This window comes from Cupriavidus sp. FW216-B1, assembly GCF_058789195.1.
Genome location: NZ_JBYTEL010000009.1, coordinates 144,194 through 163,468, shown reverse-complemented (window position 1 = coordinate 163,468; position 19,275 = coordinate 144,194). Strand labels below are relative to the sequence as shown.

Genomic DNA, 19,275 nt, shown 5'->3' with positions numbered 1-19,275 from the left:
GGGCCGCGAACAATCAGTCAGTCAGTTGAACACGTCCTGCCGGTAGCGGCCCTGCGCGACCATGCCGGCCAGCCAGTCGGACGCCGCCGCCTCGGGCATGCCGCCCTGCTGCGCGGCGATCTCGATCAGCGTGCGGCGCACCGCGGGCGCCATCTGCCGCCCGTCGCCGCACACGTAGAGGGTGGCGCCGTCGCGCAGCAGCGCCCACACCGCGGCGCGGTCGCGCCACAGCAGGTGCTGCACGAAGCGCTGGTCCGGCGCGCCGGTGGTCGAGTACGCGGCGTGCGCCTGCACCACGCCCGCGTCCTGCCAGCGCGCGATGTCGTCGCGGTACAGCCAGTCGTGCGCGGGATGGCGGCAGCCGTAATAAAGCTGGCTGGCGACGACGCGCATGCCGGCGGCCCGCTGCGCCGCGCGCTCCTCCAGAAAGCCGCGGAACGGCGCGATGCCGGTGCCGGGGCCGACCAGGATCATCGGCCGGGCGGGATCGGCGTCGGGCGCGAACGGCGGGTTCGGCGTGCGGATGCCGGCGGCCACCACCGCACCGGGCGCCAGTCCCTGCAGCCAGGTCGAGGCCACGCCGCGGAACATGCCGCGCCCGGACAGCGCGGGCGCCCACACCGTGCCGACCGTGATCGCCGCCACGTCCGGCGACACCGCCGGCGACGAGGCGATCGAATAGAGGCGCGGGCGCATCGCCACGGTGCAGGCCAGCAGGCCGGCCAGCGTCAGCTCGATGGCGGGATGGCGCGCCAGCACGTCGGCCAGCGCGAGGCGCGGCGCCGCCACCCGCGCGGCGTAGCCGGCGGCGGGATCGTCCGAGCCGAGCTGCTCCAGCGCGGCGCGCGTGCGCGGGCAGCGCGTGTATTGCAGCAGCGTGCGCAGGGTCTGGCGCGACACCACGTCCTGCAGCTCGATGAAGTGCGTGAGCAGCTCGCGTACCGGCAGCGCCTCTTCCAGCGGCAGGCCGCGCGCGGCGCCGGCGTGCGCGGCCGACAGCGTCGCCATCGCGTCGGGATCGAGGTCGAGTCGCGCGCACAGGTCGTCCACCACGGCCGGCTGGTTCTGCGGGTACACCGCGAGGTGGTCGCCGGTGGCGTAGCGCACGCCTTCGGGCAGGCGCAGGCGGATGTCGCGCGTGGAGGTGCGCGGCGCCTCGCGCGCGAAGTCCCACAGGCCGGCGGGATCGCTGACCAGCTCGGTGTTGGCCAGCACCGTGAACGCCTGCGTGGACGGCGGCAGCGTGCCGGCGCGGATGGCGGCGATGCCGCGCAGCCGCACCGCGATCGCGCCGGCCGCGGCGGCGGGCGCCTCCGGCCCGGCGCCCTGCGCCTCGCGCAGCGCTTGCAGCGCCTGCCACAGCGCGGCCAGCCATTGCCCGGCGGCGTGGTCGAAGTCGCCGTTGCCGTCGGCCTCGCCGCGCGCCAGCAGCGGGGTGGCGCCGGCCGCGTCGAAGAACGCCTGCACGCGCTTGGGAAACGCCTGGTAGGTGGCCCATTGCGAGTTGCCGCAGCCGAGCACGGCGAAGCGCAGGCCGGGCGCGCGGTAGCCGGCAGGCACCTGCGCCTGCGCGTCGAGCATGGCCTCGAAGCGGCGCGCCGAATCGGGCGCGCGGCCGTTGTAGGTGGCCGCCACGATCACCGCCAGCCCATCGGTCGGCAGCGTGTCCACGGCGGCGTCGAGATCGCGCAGCGTGGCGGCGAAGCCGGCCTGCAGCGCGCCCGCGTGGATCTGCTCGGCGAGCTCGCGCGCGGTGCCCAGGCTGGAGCCGCACAGCACCGCCAGCGGCAGGCCGCCGCCGCGCACCGCCGGGCGCGCGGGCTGCGCCGCGGCCGCGCCGGCCTGCGCCGCGGCGATGCGCTCGTGCGGGCGGCGCCGGCGCGCGCGCAGCGTGAAGCCGTCGGGCTTGAGCGTGAGCGTTTCCTTGATGCGGAACTGGTAGTCGTGCGGATCGCTGAACTGGAAATTGCGCAGCATCAGCGCCAGCGCCAGCTTGGCCTCGGTCAGCGCGAACTGCCGGCCGATGCAGGCGCGCTCGCCGTTGCCGAACGGCTTGTAGGCATGCGGATGGATGCGCGCCTCGTTCTCGGGCAGGAAGCGGTCGATGTCGAAGCGCTCGGGGTCGGCCCACACCTTGGGGTCGCGGTGCAGCCCGGTGAGCACCACCGACAGGCGGCGGTCCTTCCGGATAAGGTAGCGCCCGCCCAGCAGCGTGTCCTCGAACGGCGCCACCGAGAAGCCCGGCGCGGTCGGCCACAGCCGCAGCGTTTCCTTGAGCACGCGGTCGATCACCTGCAGGCGCGCGAGGTCGGCGTAGGCCGGCGGCGCGTCGCCGGGCAGCACGGCGTCCACCTCGGCGTAGGCCTGCGCCAGCACGCCCGGATGGCGCATCAGCTCGTACAGCGCGAAGGTCAGCATGCCGCTGGTGGTCTCGTGCCCGGCGATCAGGAAGGTGATGACCTGGTTGCGGATGTTCACGTCGTCCAGGCGCTCGCCGCTGTCGGGGTCGCGCGCGTCGAGCATCAGGTTGAGCAGGTCGGGCTCGGGCGCCTGGCCGCGCGCGGCCGCCGCGCGGCGCTGCCTGACCACGTCGTCGACCAGCTCGCGCATGAAGCCGACGTCGGCGGCGAACTTGCGGTGCGCCGCGTGCATGAACCTGTCCTTGATGGCCAGGCGCGTGAGCTTGCCCATCGCTTCCTCGAGCGCGCCGACCATCGCGCCGATGAACGGATGCAGCTGCGCGCTGGCGAACGAGTCGAAGTCGTAGCCGAAGCCCGACAGCGCGATGGTGTCGAGCGTGAGGCGCGTCATGTCGTCGGCCACCGCGATGTCGGCGTCGGGCCCCTGGCGCTCCCACTTGCCGACCAGCCGGTTGGCCACGCGCAGCATCACGTCGAAGTAGCCCTTCATGGCGCGCTGGCTGAACGCGGGCATCAGGATGCGGTGCGCGCGGCCCCAGTTCTCCTCGCCGTGGTCGGCGGTAAACAGGCCGTCGCCGCCGACGTCGCGCAGGTAGGACAGCGGCGGGCCGATCAGCTTGCGGAAACGGCGCCCGTCGGCCAGCTCGGCCACCAGCCCGGCATCGCTGACGAAGGCCACGCGCCGGCCGGCGAAGTTCAGCTCGAAGATGCCGTCGAACTCGCGGCTGCGCGCCAGCAGGTGCTGTGCGACCATGCCGGGCGTGACCTGCAGCAGGTTGCCAACCACGGGCCAGCCGGGCGCCTGCGGGATGGGTTCGGGCTGGCGCGCGGCCGGCGCGGCGGAGGCGGCGTCGGCGGTGGATGCCGGGTTGGAGACTGGCTGCATGTTCGGGTCACCGTTCGAAATCGGCGTGCAAGGCGCCGGGGTTGTCTCGCGTTGGTTGTTCTTGTAGGCGTAGACAAATGTCTACTTTTGCAGCAAAGTAGACGAACGTAGACCGAGTGTCAATTCCAAACCGGCATTTCACGGCGGGTGCGCACGAAGCGGCTTATCCGGCCAGACAATTCAGACAGACGGAAACCAATGGACGACGTTGCCGCCGGCAAACGCAAACTGATCGACGCCGCGCTGCGCCTGGCCGCCGCGCGGCGCAGCTTCGCCGGCCTGGGCCTGCGCGAGCTCGCGCGCGAGGCGGGGCTCAACCCCAACACCTTCTACCGCCATTTCCGCGACATGGAGGACCTCGCGCTGACCGCCGTGGCCGAGGTCGGCGCCGAGCTGCGCCCGATGCTGCGCGCGGTGCGCTGGGCGGCCGCGCGCGACAACCCGGACGAGGTGGCCACGCGCGCGTGCGCGGCGTTCTTCGCCTACGCCGAGGCGCACCGGGACGCCTTTTTCGTCGGCGTGTGCGGCAGCACCGGGCCGCAGCCGGCGCTGCGCGACGCGGTGCGCCAGCTGCTGGCCGACATCGCCGCCGAGATGGCGGAGGACATCGAGCGGCTGGGGCTGTGCCCGGGCCTGCCGCGCGCGGCGCTCGACGATCTCTCGGGCTACGTGGTGTCCTACCTGTTCCACCTGTCGACCGATTATCTCGAAGCCGACGCGGCGGGCCGCCGCCGGCGCATCGAGCAATCGCGGCAACTGGTGTGCTGGCTGCTGCGCGGCGCCGCCGCGCAGCAAGGCGGGCGCGCGCAGGCGCAGGCAGCAGCGCCAGCGCCAGCGCCATCGCCAGCCCCGGCCGCGGCGCGCAAGCGCAAGCCGCGGCAGGCGCAGCCGCACTGAACGCGGCGGGCGCCGGCGCTCAGGCCAGCCGCGCGTAGCCGGCGGCCACCGCGGCGCGCGCCATGTGCGTCACCGGCGCGTAGTGCGCGAGGCCGGTGCGGGCGATGCCGCGCAGCCGCAGCCGCCGCGCCAGCGCGGGCTCGGCCTCGATCACGCGCGCCAGCACGTCGCCCACGCGCGCGCTCTGCGCCGGACTGGCATGGCGCGAGCACACCAGCGGCAGGCCGGGCGCCGACGCGGTGCCGGCGATCTGGCGCAGCGCCGCCAGCCGTCCGGGCAGGTGGTCGCGCGCGAAGGCCAGCGTGACGCAGTCGATGGCCGCCACGTCGGCGTCGCCGCGCGCCACGGCGTCGAGCGAGGCCAGGTGCGAGCCGGTGCACAGCGCCGCGGCGAAGAAGCGCCCGCCGCGCGCCAGCGGCGCCACCGCGTGGCGCAGCGCGTTCATGCCGCTGTGCGAGGCCTCGTCGTTGTACGCCACGCGCAGCCCGCGGCAATCGGCCAGGCTGTCGGGGCCGTCGGCGCGCGCCACGATCGCGCTGCGATAGCGCTCGCCGTCGCAGCCCGGCGCGTCGAACAGCGGCGTGCCGATCACGCGCACGTGGCGCTGCAGGCCCTGCACCAGCGGGTAGCCGCAGGTCTGCGACAGCAGCAGGTCGGGGCGGCGCCAGAATTCGTGCAGTTGCGCATGCGTGGCGCCGGGCTCGACGGCGCGCAGGAACAGCGGATCGCGCCCGCGCGCGAGCACCGCCACCACGCGCGCGATCAGGGCCAGCCAGTCTTCGCGCAGCGCGGGCGATACGTTGTACATGGGCAGCGCGGCCACCCAGTGCCGGCGGTCATCCATGCGCGCTCACCCGGTCAGGCGCGCGCGCGCGTCGTTGCCGGCCCGCCGGTCTGCCGTGGCGGGTGTGGCCGTCGTGGCCGGCGTGGCCACGGCGCCGCGGAACAGCGGATGCACCACTGGCACGGCGGGCCGCAGCGCGAAGCGCGCCAGCCATTCGCCGTACCCGTTCACCACGAAGCCGCCGCTGCGCCGCCGGTAGCCCGCCGCGCGCGCGCGATAGACGCGCCCGAGGGCAAACCACGGCAGCGCCGGCAAGTCGTGGTGGACCAGGTGGAAGTTGTTGTTGAGAAACAGCAGCCGCCACGGCCACGCTGCCTCGTTGAGCACGCTGCGCCGCGCCGGCAGCGCGTGCGGGCGGTGCTCCTGGAACGAGCGCACCGACGACAGCGCCAGCGCGGGATAGGCCACGCCCGCCAGCATCAGCCACGGCGCGATGCCGCACGCGCGGTCGAGCCACAGCAGCAGCGCGGCCAGCGCGAGCAGGTGCGCGGTCCACATCGGCAGGTCGCGCAGGTCGCCGGCGCGCAACCGGCGCGCGGCGTCGGCCGCGCTGCGCGCGATGGCGAAGGCCGGGCCCAGCAGCACGCGCCCCGCCATCGTGTTGCGCCAGCGCAGCAGCGTGCGCCGCAGGGGGCCGGCGGCCTGCCAGTCGCCCGGCAGCAGGAAGTAGCTCTCCGGATCGGCGCCGGGATGGGTCAGGTCGTCGTGCGCGTGATGCCGCAGGTGCTCGCGGCGATAGAGCCCGTAAGGAAACCACACCGCCAGCGGCGCCATGCCGAACAGCGCGTTGAGCCACGGCAGGCGCGTGGGATGGCCGTGCAGCAGCTCGTGCTGCAGCGACATGTACCAGGTGGAGGCGAGTACCAGCAGCGCCAGCGCGAGCGGCAGGCCCAGGCGGGCCGCGTTGAGCGCCGCGCCGAACCACAGCGCGTAGACCGCCGCGATCAGCAGCCAGGTGGGCAGTTCGGTGCGCCAGAGCCAGGCGCGGCTGGCGCGCGCGATGTCCGCGCGCTGGAGGTCGTCCAGGTAGATTGCCATTGCGTCATCGTGGAACGGTGGCGGGCTGTACGGCAATCGAGGCGATGCGGACACCCAGGGCGTCGCGGCCGGCGGCGCCGGCACGAAACGTCAGTCCAGCTTACGCGCCGTGGCGCAAAACGGAACGAAGGAAAGCCGATATGGATATGCATGCCCGCAAGCGGCATGCGCATGCGGCGCAGGTGGCGCACAGAGGGTGCGCAGGCAGCGCGCCACGGGCTCAGTCGAGCACCTTGCCGCGCATGGCCTTGACCTGGCTGCGCTGGCTCTTGCCTTCGAGCCGCCGCATGCGCGAGCCGAAGGTGGGCCGCGTGGGGCGCCGCGCGCGCGGCGGCGTGGCCACGCTGCGCACCAGTTCGTGCAGGCGCCGCACGGCTTCCTCGCGGTTCATCTCCAGGCTGCGGTGCTGCTGCGCCTTGATCACCACCACGCCGTCGCGCGTGATGCGGTGGTCGTGCAATTGCAGCAGGCGCGCCTTGTGGTCCTCGTCCAGCGACGCCGACGCGCGCACGTCGAAGCGCAGGTGGACCGCGTTGGAGACCTTGTTGATGTTCTGCCCGCCCGCGCCCTGCGCGCGGATCGCGGTGATCTCGTACTCGGTGTGGGGGATGACGGTTTCGCTCGACATCGGGCAATGATAGCAAGCGCGCCGGCCCGCCGTGGCGGGCGGCGCTGCCGGGGCCGGTCAGGCGACCGCCGCGAGCTTGACGATGTGCAGGCTGGCGCGGCCCTGGAGCACCTTGCCCAGCGCGGCGAGGGCCGCGCCGCGGCCGTGCTGCGCGAGCGCGTCCTCGTCGCGCCAGCGCTCCAGCATCACGAAGCGGCCGGCGTCGTCGAGGTCGCGGTGCAGCTCGTAGTATTCGCAGCCGGGCTCCAGCCGCACCTGCGCGACGGCTTCGCGCAGCGCCGCTTCGACCAGTTGCAGGTGGGCCGGCTCCGGCACGATGGTGGCGACCACCGCCACGGGCGGCTTGCGGGATTCGGTCATGATGGCTCCTGTCGGTTAGGCAAAACCCCGATCATCCCCCAATCCGCGCTGGCCGGGAATGCGCCGGCGCGCAAAAGAGTTTCCCCAATCCGGCGCAAATGGCGCCGCCACCGATTGCCCGGCCGGCTAGTCGACCTGCGCGTTGGAGCGCTTCACCACCGCGGTCCATTTCTGGATCTCGCCGTTGACGAAGCGCGGCAGCTGCGCGGTGTCGAGCCTGGCGATCTCCAGCCCCTGCTCCGCCAGCTTCTTCTGCACGCCCGGCTCCTGCATCACCGCCTGCATCGCGCCGGCCAGCCGCCTGCGCACCTCGTCGTCCAGCCCGGCCGGGCCGGCGAGCATGAACCACGCGGTCAGGTCGAAGCCGGGGTAGCCCGATTCCGCCACGGTCGGCACCTCGGGCGCGCTCACCGAGCGCTGCTGGCTGCTGACCGCCAGCGCGCGCAGCTTGTGGGCCTTGAGGTAAGGCAGCACCGCGACCGGGTGGTAGAACATGAAGTCGACCTGTCCGCCCAGCACTGCGGTCAGCGCCTGCCCGCCTTCCTTGAACGGCACGTGCGTCATGCTGATGCCGGCCATCGACTTGAGCAGCTCGCCGGCGAGATGGCCCGAGGTGCCGCTGCCGGCCGAGCCGAACGACAGCTTGTCCGGATTGGCGCGCGCGTAGGCCACCAGCTCGGCCAGCGTCTTGTACGGCGCGTCGGCGCGCACCACCAGCAGCGTGGGCGTGTAGCCGGGCATGGCCAGGTACGCGAAGTCCTTGCCCGGGTCGTACGGCAGGTTGCGGTAGAGCGCCTTGTTGATGGCCAGCGTGCCGACCGTGCCGAAGGTCAGCGTGTAGCCGTCGCCTCTGGACTTGGCCACGTAGTCGGTGCCGATGGCGCCGCCGGCGCCGGCCTTGTTCTCCACCACGAAGGGCTGGCCGAGCTTCTTCGCCATCGCCTCGCCGAGGATGCGCGCGGTGATGTCGGTCGAGGTGCCGCCGCCGAACGGCACCACCAGCCGCACCGGCCGCGACGGATAGTCCTGCGCCTGTGCTTGTGCCGGCGCTTGCACCAGCATGAAGCCGGCGGCGCAGCTCATGGCCAGCATCGCGGCCATCATGGTCTTTTTCATGTCTCCTCCTGTTTTTTTCGGCTTACCTGGAACCGGTCTGCGCCGCGCCGCGCGTTCGCGCCAGCGCGGCGCGCACTTCCTCGTTGTGCTCGCCCAGCAGCGGCGGCGCCATGACGTCGAGCGCGCGCTCGCCGTCGAACGACACCGGGCTGCGCACGGTCCTGAACTCGCCCAGCGTGGGATGGGTGCCCGTGACCAGCAATTGCAGGTGCCTGGCCTGCGGGTCTTCCAGCGCCTCGCTGGTGTCGTACATCGGCGCGTGCGGCACGTCCTCGGCCTGCAGCCGCTCGCACCATTGCGCGCGCGTGCGCTGGCGGAACAACTCGCCGAGCAGGTCGATCAGCGCCTGCTGGTTGGCGATGCGCTGCTCGCGCGTGGCGAAGCGCGCGTCGGTAAACAGCGCGGGCCGCTCGATCGCGTTGGCCAGCCCCTGCCAGAATTTCTCGGGCGAGGACATATGCAGCGCGATCCATTTGCCGTCCGCGCATGCCAGCACGTAGGACTGCGACACGCTGGGCCGGCTGTACGGCCCCATCACCTCGCCCGCCGCATAGTAGTGCGTGAAGGCGTCGAGGTTGAAGTGGCTCATCGCCTCCAGCATCGACACCTCGACCTTGCGGCCAACGCCGGTGCGGTTGCGCTCGTGCAGCGCGCCGAGGATGCCGTAGGCGGCGTAGAAGCCGGTCATCGCGTCGGCGATGGCGGGGCCGACCACGCGCGGGTTCTCCGGGTTGATGAGCAGGTTGAGGAAGCCGCTGGCCGCCTGCGCCACGGTGTCGTAGCTCGGGCGCGCGGCGGCCGGGCCGGTCGCGCCGAAGCCGCTGATGGCGCAGTAGATTAGGCGCGGGTTGAGCGCGCGCAGCCGTTCCTCGCCGGCGCCCAGGCGCTCGGCCGCGCCGGGGCGGAAGTTCTGGATGTAGACGTCGGCCTCGCGCACGAGGTCGTCGAACACCGCCAGGTCCTCGGCGTTCTTGGTGTTGAGCGTGATGCTGCGCTTGTTGCGGTTGTAGGTCTGGAAATGCGGGCTGTACAGGCCGCCCTTGAACGCGCGGAACGGGTCGCCCGTGTCCGGCTGCTCCAGCTTGATGACGTCGGCGCCGAGGTCGCCCAGCAGCATGCCGGCGGCGGGCCCGGTGATGAACGTGCCTTGCTCCAGGACTTTCACGCCCTGCAGAACCTTGATCATGGATGCTCCTTGCTCACGCTGATGTGCCGCTGCATGTGCGCGTTCACGCGCGCGGATCGAAACCCGCCGGCGTGGCGCCCGTGTAGACCACCTCGCGCGTGGCCTGGTACGACAGCGCGAAGCCGATCGACTGGCGCAGCTCCTCGCTGAGATGGGCGATCAGCCCGCCGGTGCGCGCCAGGATCGGCACGCCCTTGAGCGCGTTGAGCGGGAAGCCCACGCCGAGCAGCACGGCGGGAATCGCCGCCGAGACGTTGAGGCTCAGGTCCTTGCCGACGATGCCCGGGATCGCCGCCTCGACCGCCTCGGCGATGTCGATGTAGGTCAGGTCCGCGCCGGCCTCGCGCGCCACCGCGAACAGCGCCGCCACGCGCGGATCGCGCGCCTTGTGCAGCGGATGGCCGTAGCCGGGAATCGCGCGGCGCGCCTCGCGCCAGGCCGACACCACCGCGGCGGCGGCCTGCGCCTTCGCCTCCCCGCCGGCGATGCGCGCGCGCACTTCCTCGAGCAGGTAGCCGGCGCTCTCGGACGCGCCGAGGATGACCGAGCCGCAACCGAGGATGCCCGCCGCCACCGCGCCCTGCAGCGCGTCGGGCGCGGCCGCCAGCGTCATGCGGCTGGCCTGCACGCTCGGCACCAGGCCGTGCTCGGCGATGGCCACCAGCGTGGCGTCGACCACCTTGAGCGCGGCCGCGCCGGGCCGGCGGCCGGTGACGAGGAAGTAGAAGTATTCGGTGAAGCTGAGCTTGCCGATCAGGTCCTGGCACAGGTCCGCGCCGCGCACCACGATGGTCTCGGTGTTGGACGTGCTGATGCCGGTCTGCGGGATGGTTTCCTTGCCGATCTTCATGGTTGCGCTGTCTCCGTAGCTGGAATGGGCCGGGCGCGTGGCCGGGCCTCGTGTCGTGTATGGGCAGTCTATGGGCGGCGCGTCACAGATGGAAATGATGAATATCGATCCAAATGATCGATGGCATCTATGTAGAATGCGGCGCATGTCCCGCACTGATGGTGGAATGCCGTGGAACTCCGACACCTGCGCTACTTCGAGGCGCTCGCCGAGACGCTCAATTTCACGCGCGCGGCCGAGCGCATGCACGTCACGCAGTCGACGCTGTCGCACCAGATCCGGCAGCTGGAAGAGGAAGTGGGCCAGCCGCTGTTCGACCGCGCCGGCAAGCGCGTGTCGATCACCGAGGCCGGCGAGACGCTGCTGCTCCACATCGGCCCGGCGCTGCGGCAGGTGGACCATGCCATCCACGCCGTGCGCGGCGGCGAGGAGCCGCTGGTGGGCGAGGTCCGCATCGGCGCCACGCACAGCTTCAACATCCAGCTCATCCCGCAGTGCGTGGCGTCGTTCCTGAACCGCTATCCGGCCGTGCGCGTCATCGTGGAGGAGCTCAGCGCCGCCGACATCACGCGGCGCATCGTGGCCGGCGAGCTGGACCTGGGCGTGTCGTACCGGCCCGAGCAGAGCGAGGCGCTATGGTTCGAGCCGCTGTACAACGAGGAGTTGAAACTGGTGGTCGGCGAGCGCCACCCGCTGGCGGGCCGCCGGCGCGCGCGCATGGTGGAGCTGCACGGCATGCGCATGGTGCTGCTGCCGGCGTATTTCGCCACGCGGCAGCTGCTCGACGAATGCTTTCGCGCGGCCGGGGCCGAGCCGCTGGTCATCGCCGAGCTCAACTCGATCGCGCCGATGCTGGAACTGGTGCGGCAGACCGACCTCGCCGCCGTGATCGGCGAAAGCGCCGACTCCGGCAACGAGCGCCTGCGCTTCATCCCGCTGGAAAGCCCCACGCCGCACCGCACGCCGGGCCTGCTGTGGAAGCGCGGCGCGCAGCGCGCCACGCCGGTGCGGTTCTTCGCCACCGCGGTGCGGCGCGCGGTGGCGCGGCTGGAGGGCGAGCGGGGCTGACGGCGCAGCCCCGGCCCGCACCCGGTCTCAGTCGATCTTCGCCCCGCTCTGCGCGATCAGCTCGACGTCGAGCTTGCCTTCGTGCGCGGCGAACGCCTTGAACTCGGCCGGGGAGCGCGAGGGCGCGGCTTCCTCGCCGCGGCCGGCCAGCTGCTTTTGCAGCGCGGGCTCGATCAGCACCCTGGCCGAGGCGGCGAACAGGCGGTCGACGACGGCCTGCGGCGTGCCGGCCGGCGCGAACAGGCCGTACCAGTTGGAGAGGCTGTAGCCGGGCACGCCGGCTTCGGCGATGGTCGGGTAGCTCGGCATCACGGCCGAGCGCTTCGCCGAGGTGACGGCGAGCGGCACCACCTTGCCGGCATCGATCATCGGCTGCACCGAGGCCGGCGTGGCGAAGCTGACCTGCGCGTCGCCGGCGGCCACCGCCTGCGCGGACTGCGCGCCGCCCTTGTACGGGACGTGGGTCATGGTGACGCCGGCGAGCCGGGTGAAGTGCACGCCGGCGAGGTGCGTGATGACGCCGTTGCCGGACGACGAGTAGTTCAGCGAGCCCGGCTGCTGCTTCGCCTTCTGCACGAGCTCGGCGACGTTGCGGATGCCCGCGGTCTTGCCCGCCACCAGCAGCAGCGGCGCGGTGGTCAGCTGCGTGACCGGGATGAAGTCCGCCGGCGTGTAGCGCAGCTTCTTGTACAGCGCGTTGTCGCCGCCCATCAGGCTGGCGCCGCCGATGTACAGCGTGTAGCCGTCGGGCGGCGACTTGGCGGCGAAGTCGGCGGCGATGGTGGTGCCGGCGCCCGGGCGGTTGTCGATCAGCACGGGCTGCTTCAGCTCCTTGGCGAGCGCGTCGCCGTAGATGCGCGCGATGGTGTCGGCCGCGCCGCCGGGCGGAAAGCCGATGACGATGCGCAGCGGCCGGGACGGATAGGCGTCCTGGGCCGCCGCGGTGCCGGCGACGCCGGCGATGCTGAATGCGGCGGCGGCAAGCAGCCGGCTTGTGTGGCAAAGCATGATGTCTCCTCTTGGTTTTTTATGTCTTGCGATGCGCCGCCTCGGGCAGCGCGTACCGCGAACGCGCGGGCGGCTCATGCCCGCGCGCGTCACCGCATGTCGCCGCGCGCCGCCACGCAGGCGAACGCGCGGGCGGCACGTCTAGCGCCCGCGGAACGCGGGCCGCCGCTTCTCGGCGAAGGCCTGCCGCCCTTGCGCGTAGTCCTCGCTCGCCGCGGCGCCGTCGACCAGCGCCTGCACGGCGGCGTCCGTCATCGGGCCGTCGCCCGAGGCCAGGCTGTTGAGGATCGCCTTGGCGCCGCTGATCGACAGCGGCGCGTTGTCGGCCAGCACCGCGGCGGCCTGCCGGGTGCTGGCGAGGGCGTCTCCGGCGATGGCGTCGACGAGGCCGATGCGGTAGGCGTCGGCGGCGTCGAGCCGCCCGCCCGAGAACAGGATGTGCTTGGCGTTGGCCAGCCCGACCAGGTGGAACAGGCGGCGCGTGCCCTTGATGCCGTAGACGATGGACAGGCGCGCCGCGGGAATCGCGAACTGCGCGGCGGGCACCGCGTGGCGGAAATCGCACGCCATCGCCACGTTGACGGCGCCACCCATGCAGAAGCCGTTGATGGCGGCGATGGTCGGCTTCGATACCGCCTCGATGGCGTCGCAGCAGCCGTCCACGGCCTGCTCGTAGTCGGCCACCTGATGCTCGTTGGCGCGCACGGTGGCGAACTCGGCGATGTCGGCGCCGGCGCAGAAGCTGGCGCCGGTGCCGGTCAGCGCGATCACGCGCACGTCGTCGCGCGCGTCGAGTCCGGTCATGGCGCGGCCGAGCGCGCGCCACATCGCCAGCGTGAGCGAGTTGCGCTTCTCGGCGCGATCGATGGCGACGATGGCGAGGCCGTCCTCGATCGTCAGCCGGAGGTGCGGATGGGGCCGCGGCAGTTCGGCGGCGCGCGGGGCGGCAGTTGCGGTTGCGGTGTGCATGCTGGTCTCCGTCGTCGTCAAAGGGCTGCCGCCTCGGCCGGCGAGGGCGCGCCGGCGGGGGCGGGCTCGCCTGCCTGGAACACCGCGCCGCTGGCCACCAGCCGCGCGATCTCCGCGTCGGAGAAATGGAAGTCGCGCAGCACCGCCGCGGTGTCCTGGCCCACGCGCGGCGGCGCGCCGGCGGCGATGTTCGTGGTGCCGTTGAACAGGATCGGCAGGCCGAGCGCGCGCGTGGTGCCGCCATCGGGCGCGTCCACGTCCACCACCATGCGCACCGCGCGCGACTGCTCGTGCTCGAGCGCCTGCCCGACGTCCTGCACCGGGCCGGCGGGAATGGCGGCGGCGTCGAAGCGCTCGAGCCAGGTGGCGAGCGTCCCGGTGGCAAGCACGGCCTCGATCAGCGTGGCGAGCGTCTTGCGGTTGGCCAGGCGCAGGTCGGGCGTGTCGAAGCGCGCGTCGTCCTTCCATTCGGGGTGGCCGAGGATGTCGGCGATGCGCTCCCAGTTGGCCTGGTTGGCGCCGCCGATGGCGACGCGCCCGTCCTGGCAGCGGTAGACCTGGTACGGCGCGATCAGCGGATGCGCGGTGCCCGACGGCTTGGGGACGATGCCGCGCGAGAAATAGCCGGCGGCGTACCAGTAGAGCTGCTGCATCGACGCCTGCAGCAGCGAGGTGTCCACGCGCTGGCCCTTGCCGGTGCGCAGGCGGTGGATGTAGGCGGCGAGGATGCCGACCGCCGCCAGCACGCCGGCGTTGACGTCGGCGATGGAGACGCCGGGCTTGACCGGCTCGCCGCCGTCCTCGCCGGTGACGCTGATGAGGCCGCTGAACGCCTGCAGGATCAGGTCGAAGCCGCCCTTCTTGGCGAGCGGGCCCTCGCGGCCGTAGCCGGTGATGGAGCAGTAGATCAGCGCCGGATTCACTTCGCGCAGCACCTCGTAGCCGAGCCCGAGGCGCTCCATCACGCCCAGCCGGAAGTTCTCGGTGAGCACGTCGGCCTGCGCCACCATGCGCAGCAGCGCGGCCTTGCCTTGCTCGGACTTGACGTTGATGCCGATCGAGCGCTTGCCGCGGTTGAGCATCATGAACGAGGGCGGCAGGCCGCTGTCGCCTTCGCGGCGGTAGTTGCGCGCGTCGTCGCCGCCCGGGAATTTCTCGACCTTGTAGACCTCGGCGCCCATGTCCGCCAGCATCAGCCCGCAGGTCGGCCCCGCCATGATCTGGGACAGCTCAAGGACCTTGACGCCCCGCAGCGGCTGCTCGAACGCCTCGCCGGCGTGGTCCGCCGCGTGCGCGTGGTTCGCTTCGTTCATCTCCACCTTCCTCGTTCATTTGCGATGGCCGGCTCGGGCACGGATGCCGGCGGCCTCTGGTACGCACCAGTATAAGAACGCCGTCGCTCGCAAAAAAATATGGAATGTGGATGGGTCGATAGGAAATTACGATGGATGCGCCGACGGCGAATCCGCTGCCGGCGCATCCGCCGCCGATGAGCGCGGTGCCGGCGGACGCGCCGTCAGCGGCGAGCCCGGCAGCGCCTGCGTGCCCTTCCACGCGCCCGAGGCCAGCAGCCGGCCCACGATGGCGATCACGGTGGCGCGCACCACCTCGGCCGCGCGGCTCAGCGGCAGCACGTCCGACACGCACAGCGAGATCTCGCGGTCCAGCCGGTAGCCGGAGATCGGCAGCGTGGCGATGCGCGTCTGGCGCGACACCTCGTCCGACAGCGCCGACCACGGCAGCACGGTCCAGCCCAGGTCGGCCGCGACCAGGCGGATCAGCATGTCGGTGGCGCTGATCTCGCTGACCAGGCGGTACTTCAGGCGCTTCTGCAGCAGCGCGGCGTCCACGCGCTGGCGGATCGTGCTCGGCGCGCTCGGCAGGATCAGCGGGCTGTCGGCGAGCTCCCGGAGCTTGAGCGCCTGCCGCTCGCCGGCGGCGGCCTGCGGCAGCACGGCGTAGAGCGCCTCGGTGAACAGCGGCGTGATCTGCGCGCCGCGCCGGGGCTGGGCGTCCACGGTGACGGCGATGTCCAGCTTGCCGGCGGCGACGAGGTCGACCAGCTCCGCGCTGGGCCGCTCCACGATCTCCAGCAGGATCGCGCCGTTGGCGAGGATCTCGCGCAGCAGCGGCTCGGCCAGCATCTTGCCGGTGCTGCCGGGAATGCCGATGGCGGTGCGGCCGGTCGGATGCAGCGCCTCCTGCGACACCGCCTGGCGCACGTCTTCCTGCTGCCGCAGCAGCGACTTGGCGTAGCCGTACAGCACTTCGCCGGGGCTGGTCAGGCGCGCGCCGTAGACGCCGCGGTCGAGCAGCCGCGTGCCGAACTCCGCCTCCAGGTTGGCGATCTGCTGGCTCAGCGCGGGCTGGGCGATGCACAGCACCTCGGAGGCGCGCGTCATGTTGCCCAGCTCGGCGATCTTGACGAAGTATTTCAACTGCTTGAATTCCATCCCGCGCTTGCCCTCCCGATCCGCCGCCGCGCCCGCCGGCGGCGGGGCATTCGATAAGAATAAGCGATGGAGCAATACCGATTCAATATTTTTACTCGATTGAAGTCCTCCCTATACTTGATGCCACAAAAAGGGAGCCTTGCCAAAGAGGCGACGCCCGGCGCGAGCGCGCGGCCGGCCGATATTCGACGGAGACAAACGATGACTGCAAGACTGGATAGCGCCCTCGCCGCGGCGCCGCCCCTGCTCGCCCCGGGAGGCTCGCAGCGGCGCGTGATCCTGGCCTCGTCCCTCGGGACCATGTTCGAGTGGTACGACTTCTTCCTGGCCGGCTCCCTCGCGGTGCAGATCTCGGCCAACATCTTTTCCGGCGTCAACCCGACCGCGGCGTTCATCTTCACGCTGCTGAGCTTCGCCGCGGGCTTCGCGGTGCGCCCGTTCGGCGCGCTGGTGTTCGGGCGCGTCGGCGACCTCGTCGGGCGCAAGTACACCTTCATGATGACCATCGCGCTGATGGGCGTGGCCACCTTCGCCATCGGGCTGCTGCCGGGCTACGGCAGCATCGGCATCGCCGCGCCGATCCTGTTCGTCGCCATGCGCATGCTGCAGGGCCTGGCGCTCGGCGGCGAGTACGGCGGCGCCGTGGTGTACGTGGCCGAGCACGCGGGCAACCACGAGCGCGGCGGCAAGACCGCGTGGATCCAGGCCACCGCCGCGCTGGGGCTGCTGCTGTCGCTGGCCGTCATCCTGCCCACGCGCTATTTCCTCGGCGAGGAAAGCTTCACGGCGTGGGGCTGGCGCGTGCCGTTCCTGGTCTCGCTGCTGCTGTTGCTGGTGTCGCTGCGCATCCGCATGAAGCTGCACGAGTCGCCGGAGTTCGAGCACATGAAGCGCGAGGGCACCACCTCCAAGGCGCCGATCTCCGAGGCGTTCGGGCAGTGGCGCAACCTGCGGCTGGTGCTGCTGGCGCTGTTCGGCATCGTCATGGGGCAGGCGGTGGTCTGGTACGCCAGCCAGTTCTACACCATGTTCTTCCTCACCCAGACGCTGAAGGTGGACGGCGGCACCGCCAACCTGCTCATCATCGTCGCCACCATCGTGACCACGCCGTTCTACGTGATCTTCGGCAAGCTGTCGGACCACATCGGGCGCAAGCCGGTGTTCCTGGCCGGCTGCCTGCTGGCGGCGCTGTTCTTCTTCCCGCTGTTCAAGGCGCTGACCCACTACGCCAACCCGGCGCTGGAGCGCTCGCAGCAGTCGGCGCCGATCGCGGTGCAGGCCGACCCGGCGCAGTGCAGCTTCCAGTTCAACCCGGCCGGCACCTCGGAGTTCAAGAGCTCGTGCGACATCGCCCGCGCCGCCATCGCCAAGGCCGGGCTCAACTACATGTCCGAGACGCTGCCGGCCGGGCAGCCCGCGCGCATCGTGGTGGGCCGCACCACCATCGAGAGCTTCGAGGGCGGCGGCCCGGACGCCGCGGCCCGCACCAAGGCGCTCAACGCCGCGGTCGGCGCGGCGCTCAGCGCGAACGGCTACCACGTCGGCCCGGCCGACCCGGCCCAGATCAACAAGCCGATGACGGTGCTGGTGCTGATCACGCTGATGCTGTTCGGCACCATGACCTACGGCCCGATCGCGGCGATGCTGGTGGAGCTGTTCCCGTCGCGCATCCGCTACACCGCGATGTCGCTGCCGTACCACATCGGCATCGGCTGGTTCGGCGGCTTCCTGCCGGCCACCACCTTCGCGATTTCCGCCGCGGTCGGCGACATCTACGCGGGCCTCTGGTACCCGGTTGCGCTGGCCGTGGCATGCTTCGTCATCTGCGCGGTGTTCGTGCGGGAAAGCAAGGGTGTCAACATCTATTCGGCGGGCGAGCAGCGCGCGGCGCGCTGACGCCGGCCCTTACATCGAGGCCATCATGCAGTTTGCACAATCCAGCGGCGCCAGGCTCTACGTCGAGTCCACCGGCACCGGCACGCCGATCGTGTTCGTCCACGAGTTCGCCGGCGACTACCGCAACTGGGACGACCAGGTCCGCTTCTTCGGCCGGCACTTCCGCTGCGTCACGTTCAACGCGCGCGGCTATCCGCCGTCCGAGGTGCCCGGCGACGTGGCGCAATACAGCCAGGCGCTCGCGGTCGAGGACATCGCCAGCGTGCTGCGCTGGGCCGGCGTGGAGAACGCGCACATCGTCGGCGTGTCGATGGGCGGCTACGCGACGCTCAATTTCGGCCTGACCCATCCCGGCATGGCGCGCTCGCTCACCATCGTCGGCGCCGGCCACGGCTCCGATCCCGAGCGCCACGCGCAGTTCCTGCGCGACAGCGGCGAGCTGGCCGAGCGGCTGGTCGGCCTGGGCATGGAAGAAGGCATCGTGCACTACGCCAACAGCACCATCCGGCGCCGCTTCAAGGAGAAGGACCCGCGCGGCTTCGCCAGCTTCAACCGCCAGTTCGCCGAGCATTCGGCGCTGGGCTCGTCGCTGACCACGCGCGGCTGCCAGATGCGCCGGCCCACCATCTACGAGCTCGGCGAGCGCATGGCGCAGCTCGACGTCCCCACGCTGATCGTCACCGGCGACGACGACGAGCCGTGCATCGCGCCGTCCCTGTTCATGAAGCGCACGATTCCCGACGCGCGCCTGTGGATCGTGCCGCGCACCACGCACGCGGTCAATCTCGAGGAGCCCGAGGCCTTCAACCGGGTGGTGTTCGACTTCATCGCGGCGGTCGACCGCGAGCGCCAGGAGTAACGGAAATGGACCTGCATCTCAACGGAAAATCGGTGCTCGTCACCGGCGGCACGCGCGGCATCGGGCTGGCCTGCGCCAGGGCCTTCGCCGGCGAAGGCGCGCACGTCACCATCGCGGGCAGCACGCAGGCCTCCGCCGACATGGCGCAGCGCTTGCTGCGCGGCGAGGGCATCGAAGTGCAGGCGGTGTGCGCCGACCTGTCGCGCGCGCACGAGCGCCAGGCGCTGGCCGAACGGCTGCGCGGCCTGGACATCCTCGTCAACAACGCCGGCGCCATTCCCGGCGGCGGGCTGACCGCGCTGAGCGACGAGCAGTGGCGCAGCGCGTGGGACCTCAAGGTGCACGGCTACATCGACACCACGCGCCTGGCGCTGCCGGAAATGATGGCGCGCGGCGCGGGCGTCATCGTCAACGTGATCGGCATCGCGGCGGAAATGCCGCGCTACGACTACCTGTGCGGCGCGGCCGGCAATGCCGCGCTGTCCACCTTCACGCGCGCGGTCGGCGCGCACGCCACCACGCGCGGCGTGCGCGTGCTCGGCGTCAACCCGGGGCCCACCGAGACCGACCGGCTGGTCAAGCTCTACAAGGCGCGCGCGCTGCAGAAGTTCGGCGACGAATCGCGCTGGGAGGAAATGCTGGGGCACCTGCCGTTCGGGCGCGCCGCGCGGCCCGAGGAGATCGCCGACCTGGTGATCTACCTAGCCTCGGACCGCGCCTCCTACCTGAGCGGCGTCGTCATCGATGCCGACGGCGGCGCGCAGTACATGAGCGCCTGAACGGGCAGCCGAGCCGCC

Annotated in this window: 17 protein-coding genes; 5 read left to right on the top strand and 12 right to left on the bottom strand. The window is 71.7% G+C overall.

The features are described from left to right. Nucleotides 1–21: 21 nt before the first annotated feature. On the bottom strand, nt 22–3,306 hold the full coding sequence (locus AC3WXD_RS20020; RefSeq protein ID WP_492324517.1) for a bifunctional cytochrome P450/NADPH--P450 reductase: 3,285 nt from the start codon (nt 3,304–3,306) through the stop codon (nt 22–24). A gap of 198 nt (nt 3,307–3,504) precedes the next feature. On the opposite strand from AC3WXD_RS20020, the gene AC3WXD_RS20015 reads away from it, so the two are divergent. Continuing rightward, the gene (locus tag AC3WXD_RS20015) at nt 3,505–4,203 is read left to right on the top strand and encodes a TetR family transcriptional regulator (protein WP_492324516.1); all 699 of its coding nucleotides are present in this window, start codon (nt 3,505–3,507) and stop codon (nt 4,201–4,203) included. Nucleotides 4,204–4,222: 19 nt separating this feature from the next. Here the strand turns inward: AC3WXD_RS20015 and AC3WXD_RS20010 are convergent, their stop codons facing one another. The 7 genes from AC3WXD_RS20010 to AC3WXD_RS19980 form a co-directional block, all read right to left on the bottom strand. Next, nucleotides 4,223–5,047, bottom strand: a complete 825-nt coding sequence (locus AC3WXD_RS20010; RefSeq protein ID WP_492324515.1) for a phosphate/phosphite/phosphonate ABC transporter substrate-binding protein — start codon at nt 5,045–5,047, stop codon at nt 4,223–4,225. Between the two features lie 6 nt (nt 5,048–5,053). Then, nucleotides 5,054–6,085, bottom strand: coding sequence for a fatty acid desaturase (locus AC3WXD_RS20005; RefSeq protein ID WP_492324514.1), 1,032 nt, complete (start codon nt 6,083–6,085; stop codon nt 5,054–5,056). A gap of 220 nt (nt 6,086–6,305) precedes the next feature. After that, complete coding sequence (gene arfB / locus AC3WXD_RS20000) at nt 6,306–6,713, bottom strand: alternative ribosome rescue aminoacyl-tRNA hydrolase ArfB (RefSeq protein ID WP_020200403.1); 408 nt, start codon at nt 6,711–6,713, stop codon at nt 6,306–6,308. Between the two features lie 57 nt (nt 6,714–6,770). Then, nucleotides 6,771–7,073: a putative quinol monooxygenase gene (locus AC3WXD_RS19995; protein WP_020200404.1), complete on the bottom strand. Its 303-nt coding sequence runs from the start codon at nt 7,071–7,073 to the stop codon at nt 6,771–6,773. 126 nt (nt 7,074–7,199) lie between these two features. Continuing rightward, nucleotides 7,200–8,189 (bottom strand): Bug family tripartite tricarboxylate transporter substrate binding protein, encoded by a 990-nt coding sequence (locus tag AC3WXD_RS19990; RefSeq protein WP_020200405.1) that lies wholly within the window; start codon nt 8,187–8,189, stop codon nt 7,200–7,202. A gap of 22 nt (nt 8,190–8,211) precedes the next feature. After that, nucleotides 8,212–9,375 (bottom strand): CaiB/BaiF CoA transferase family protein, encoded by a 1,164-nt coding sequence (locus AC3WXD_RS19985; protein ID WP_059410891.1) that lies wholly within the window; start codon nt 9,373–9,375, stop codon nt 8,212–8,214. A 43-nt stretch (nt 9,376–9,418) separates the two neighbouring features. Further along, the gene (locus AC3WXD_RS19980; protein ID WP_492324513.1) at nt 9,419–10,225 is read right to left on the bottom strand and encodes a citryl-CoA lyase; all 807 of its coding nucleotides are present in this window, start codon (nt 10,223–10,225) and stop codon (nt 9,419–9,421) included. 171 nt (nt 10,226–10,396) lie between these two features. On the opposite strand from AC3WXD_RS19980, the gene AC3WXD_RS19975 reads away from it, so the two are divergent. Continuing rightward, nucleotides 10,397–11,293, top strand: a complete 897-nt coding sequence (locus AC3WXD_RS19975) for a LysR substrate-binding domain-containing protein (RefSeq protein WP_020200409.1) — start codon at nt 10,397–10,399, stop codon at nt 11,291–11,293. A 27-nt stretch (nt 11,294–11,320) separates the two neighbouring features. On the opposite strand, the gene AC3WXD_RS19970 is transcribed toward AC3WXD_RS19975, so the two are convergent. The 4 genes from AC3WXD_RS19970 to AC3WXD_RS19955 all read right to left on the bottom strand — a co-directional run bounded on the left by AC3WXD_RS19970 (nt 11,321) and on the right by AC3WXD_RS19955 (nt 15,723). Further along, complete coding sequence (locus AC3WXD_RS19970) at nt 11,321–12,301, bottom strand: Bug family tripartite tricarboxylate transporter substrate binding protein (protein WP_020200410.1); 981 nt, start codon at nt 12,299–12,301, stop codon at nt 11,321–11,323. Between the two features lie 141 nt (nt 12,302–12,442). After that, a complete protein-coding gene (locus AC3WXD_RS19965) occupies nt 12,443–13,270 on the bottom strand; it encodes an enoyl-CoA hydratase-related protein (protein ID WP_492324512.1) in 828 nt (275 codons plus the stop codon). Nucleotides 13,271–13,287: 17 nt separating this feature from the next. Further along, entirely contained in the window at nt 13,288–14,583 is a 1,296-nt protein-coding gene (locus AC3WXD_RS19960; RefSeq protein ID WP_020200412.1) for a CaiB/BaiF CoA transferase family protein, read from the bottom strand. A 126-nt stretch (nt 14,584–14,709) separates the two neighbouring features. Then, a complete protein-coding gene (locus tag AC3WXD_RS19955) occupies nt 14,710–15,723 on the bottom strand; it encodes a LysR substrate-binding domain-containing protein (protein WP_059410894.1) in 1,014 nt (337 codons plus the stop codon). A gap of 201 nt (nt 15,724–15,924) precedes the next feature. Between AC3WXD_RS19955 and AC3WXD_RS19950 the strand changes: the two genes are divergently transcribed. The 3 genes from AC3WXD_RS19950 to AC3WXD_RS19940 are packed head-to-tail and all read left to right on the top strand — an operon-like array spanning nt 15,925 to nt 19,257. Further along, a complete protein-coding gene (locus tag AC3WXD_RS19950; RefSeq protein ID WP_052165761.1) occupies nt 15,925–17,619 on the top strand; it encodes an MFS transporter in 1,695 nt (564 codons plus the stop codon). 25 nt (nt 17,620–17,644) lie between these two features. Continuing rightward, nucleotides 17,645–18,478 carry an alpha/beta fold hydrolase gene (locus tag AC3WXD_RS19945; RefSeq protein WP_020200415.1) on the top strand — a complete coding sequence of 278 codons (834 nt, stop codon included), beginning with the start codon at nt 17,645–17,647 and terminating at the stop codon, nt 18,476–18,478. 5 nt (nt 18,479–18,483) lie between these two features. Next, nucleotides 18,484–19,257: a short-chain dehydrogenase/reductase gene (locus tag AC3WXD_RS19940; RefSeq protein WP_492324511.1), complete on the top strand. Its 774-nt coding sequence runs from the start codon at nt 18,484–18,486 to the stop codon at nt 19,255–19,257. The last annotated feature ends 18 nt before the right edge of the window (nt 19,258–19,275 follow it).

Excerpts from the sequence above, each read along its gene's own strand:
- AC3WXD_RS20020 (WP_492324517.1), bottom strand. The coding sequence starts at position 3,306 with ATGCAGCCAGTCTCCAACCCGGCATCCACCGCCGACGCCGCCTCCGCC.
- AC3WXD_RS20015 (WP_492324516.1), top strand. The coding sequence starts at position 3,505 with ATGGACGACGTTGCCGCCGGCAAACGCAAACTGATCGACGCCGCGCTG.
- AC3WXD_RS20010 (WP_492324515.1), bottom strand. The coding sequence starts at position 5,047 with ATGGATGACCGCCGGCACTGGGTGGCCGCGCTGCCCATGTACAACGTA.
- AC3WXD_RS20005 (WP_492324514.1), bottom strand. The coding sequence starts at position 6,085 with ATGGCAATCTACCTGGACGACCTCCAGCGCGCGGACATCGCGCGCGCC.
- arfB (WP_020200403.1), bottom strand. The coding sequence starts at position 6,713 with ATGTCGAGCGAAACCGTCATCCCCCACACCGAGTACGAGATCACCGCG.
- AC3WXD_RS19995 (WP_020200404.1), bottom strand. The coding sequence starts at position 7,073 with ATGACCGAATCCCGCAAGCCGCCCGTGGCGGTGGTCGCCACCATCGTG.
- AC3WXD_RS19990 (WP_020200405.1), bottom strand. The coding sequence starts at position 8,189 with ATGAAAAAGACCATGATGGCCGCGATGCTGGCCATGAGCTGCGCCGCC.
- AC3WXD_RS19985 (WP_059410891.1), bottom strand. The coding sequence starts at position 9,375 with ATGATCAAGGTTCTGCAGGGCGTGAAAGTCCTGGAGCAAGGCACGTTC.
- AC3WXD_RS19980 (WP_492324513.1), bottom strand. The coding sequence starts at position 10,225 with ATGAAGATCGGCAAGGAAACCATCCCGCAGACCGGCATCAGCACGTCC.
- AC3WXD_RS19970 (WP_020200410.1), bottom strand. The coding sequence starts at position 12,301 with ATGCTTTGCCACACAAGCCGGCTGCTTGCCGCCGCCGCATTCAGCATC.
- AC3WXD_RS19965 (WP_492324512.1), bottom strand. The coding sequence starts at position 13,270 with ATGCACACCGCAACCGCAACTGCCGCCCCGCGCGCCGCCGAACTGCCG.
- AC3WXD_RS19960 (WP_020200412.1), bottom strand. The coding sequence starts at position 14,583 with ATGAACGAAGCGAACCACGCGCACGCGGCGGACCACGCCGGCGAGGCG.
- AC3WXD_RS19955 (WP_059410894.1), bottom strand. The coding sequence starts at position 15,723 with ATGGAATTCAAGCAGTTGAAATACTTCGTCAAGATCGCCGAGCTGGGC.
- AC3WXD_RS19950 (WP_052165761.1), top strand. The coding sequence starts at position 15,925 with ATGACTGCAAGACTGGATAGCGCCCTCGCCGCGGCGCCGCCCCTGCTC.
- AC3WXD_RS19945 (WP_020200415.1), top strand. The coding sequence starts at position 17,645 with ATGCAGTTTGCACAATCCAGCGGCGCCAGGCTCTACGTCGAGTCCACC.
- AC3WXD_RS19940 (WP_492324511.1), top strand. The coding sequence starts at position 18,484 with ATGGACCTGCATCTCAACGGAAAATCGGTGCTCGTCACCGGCGGCACG.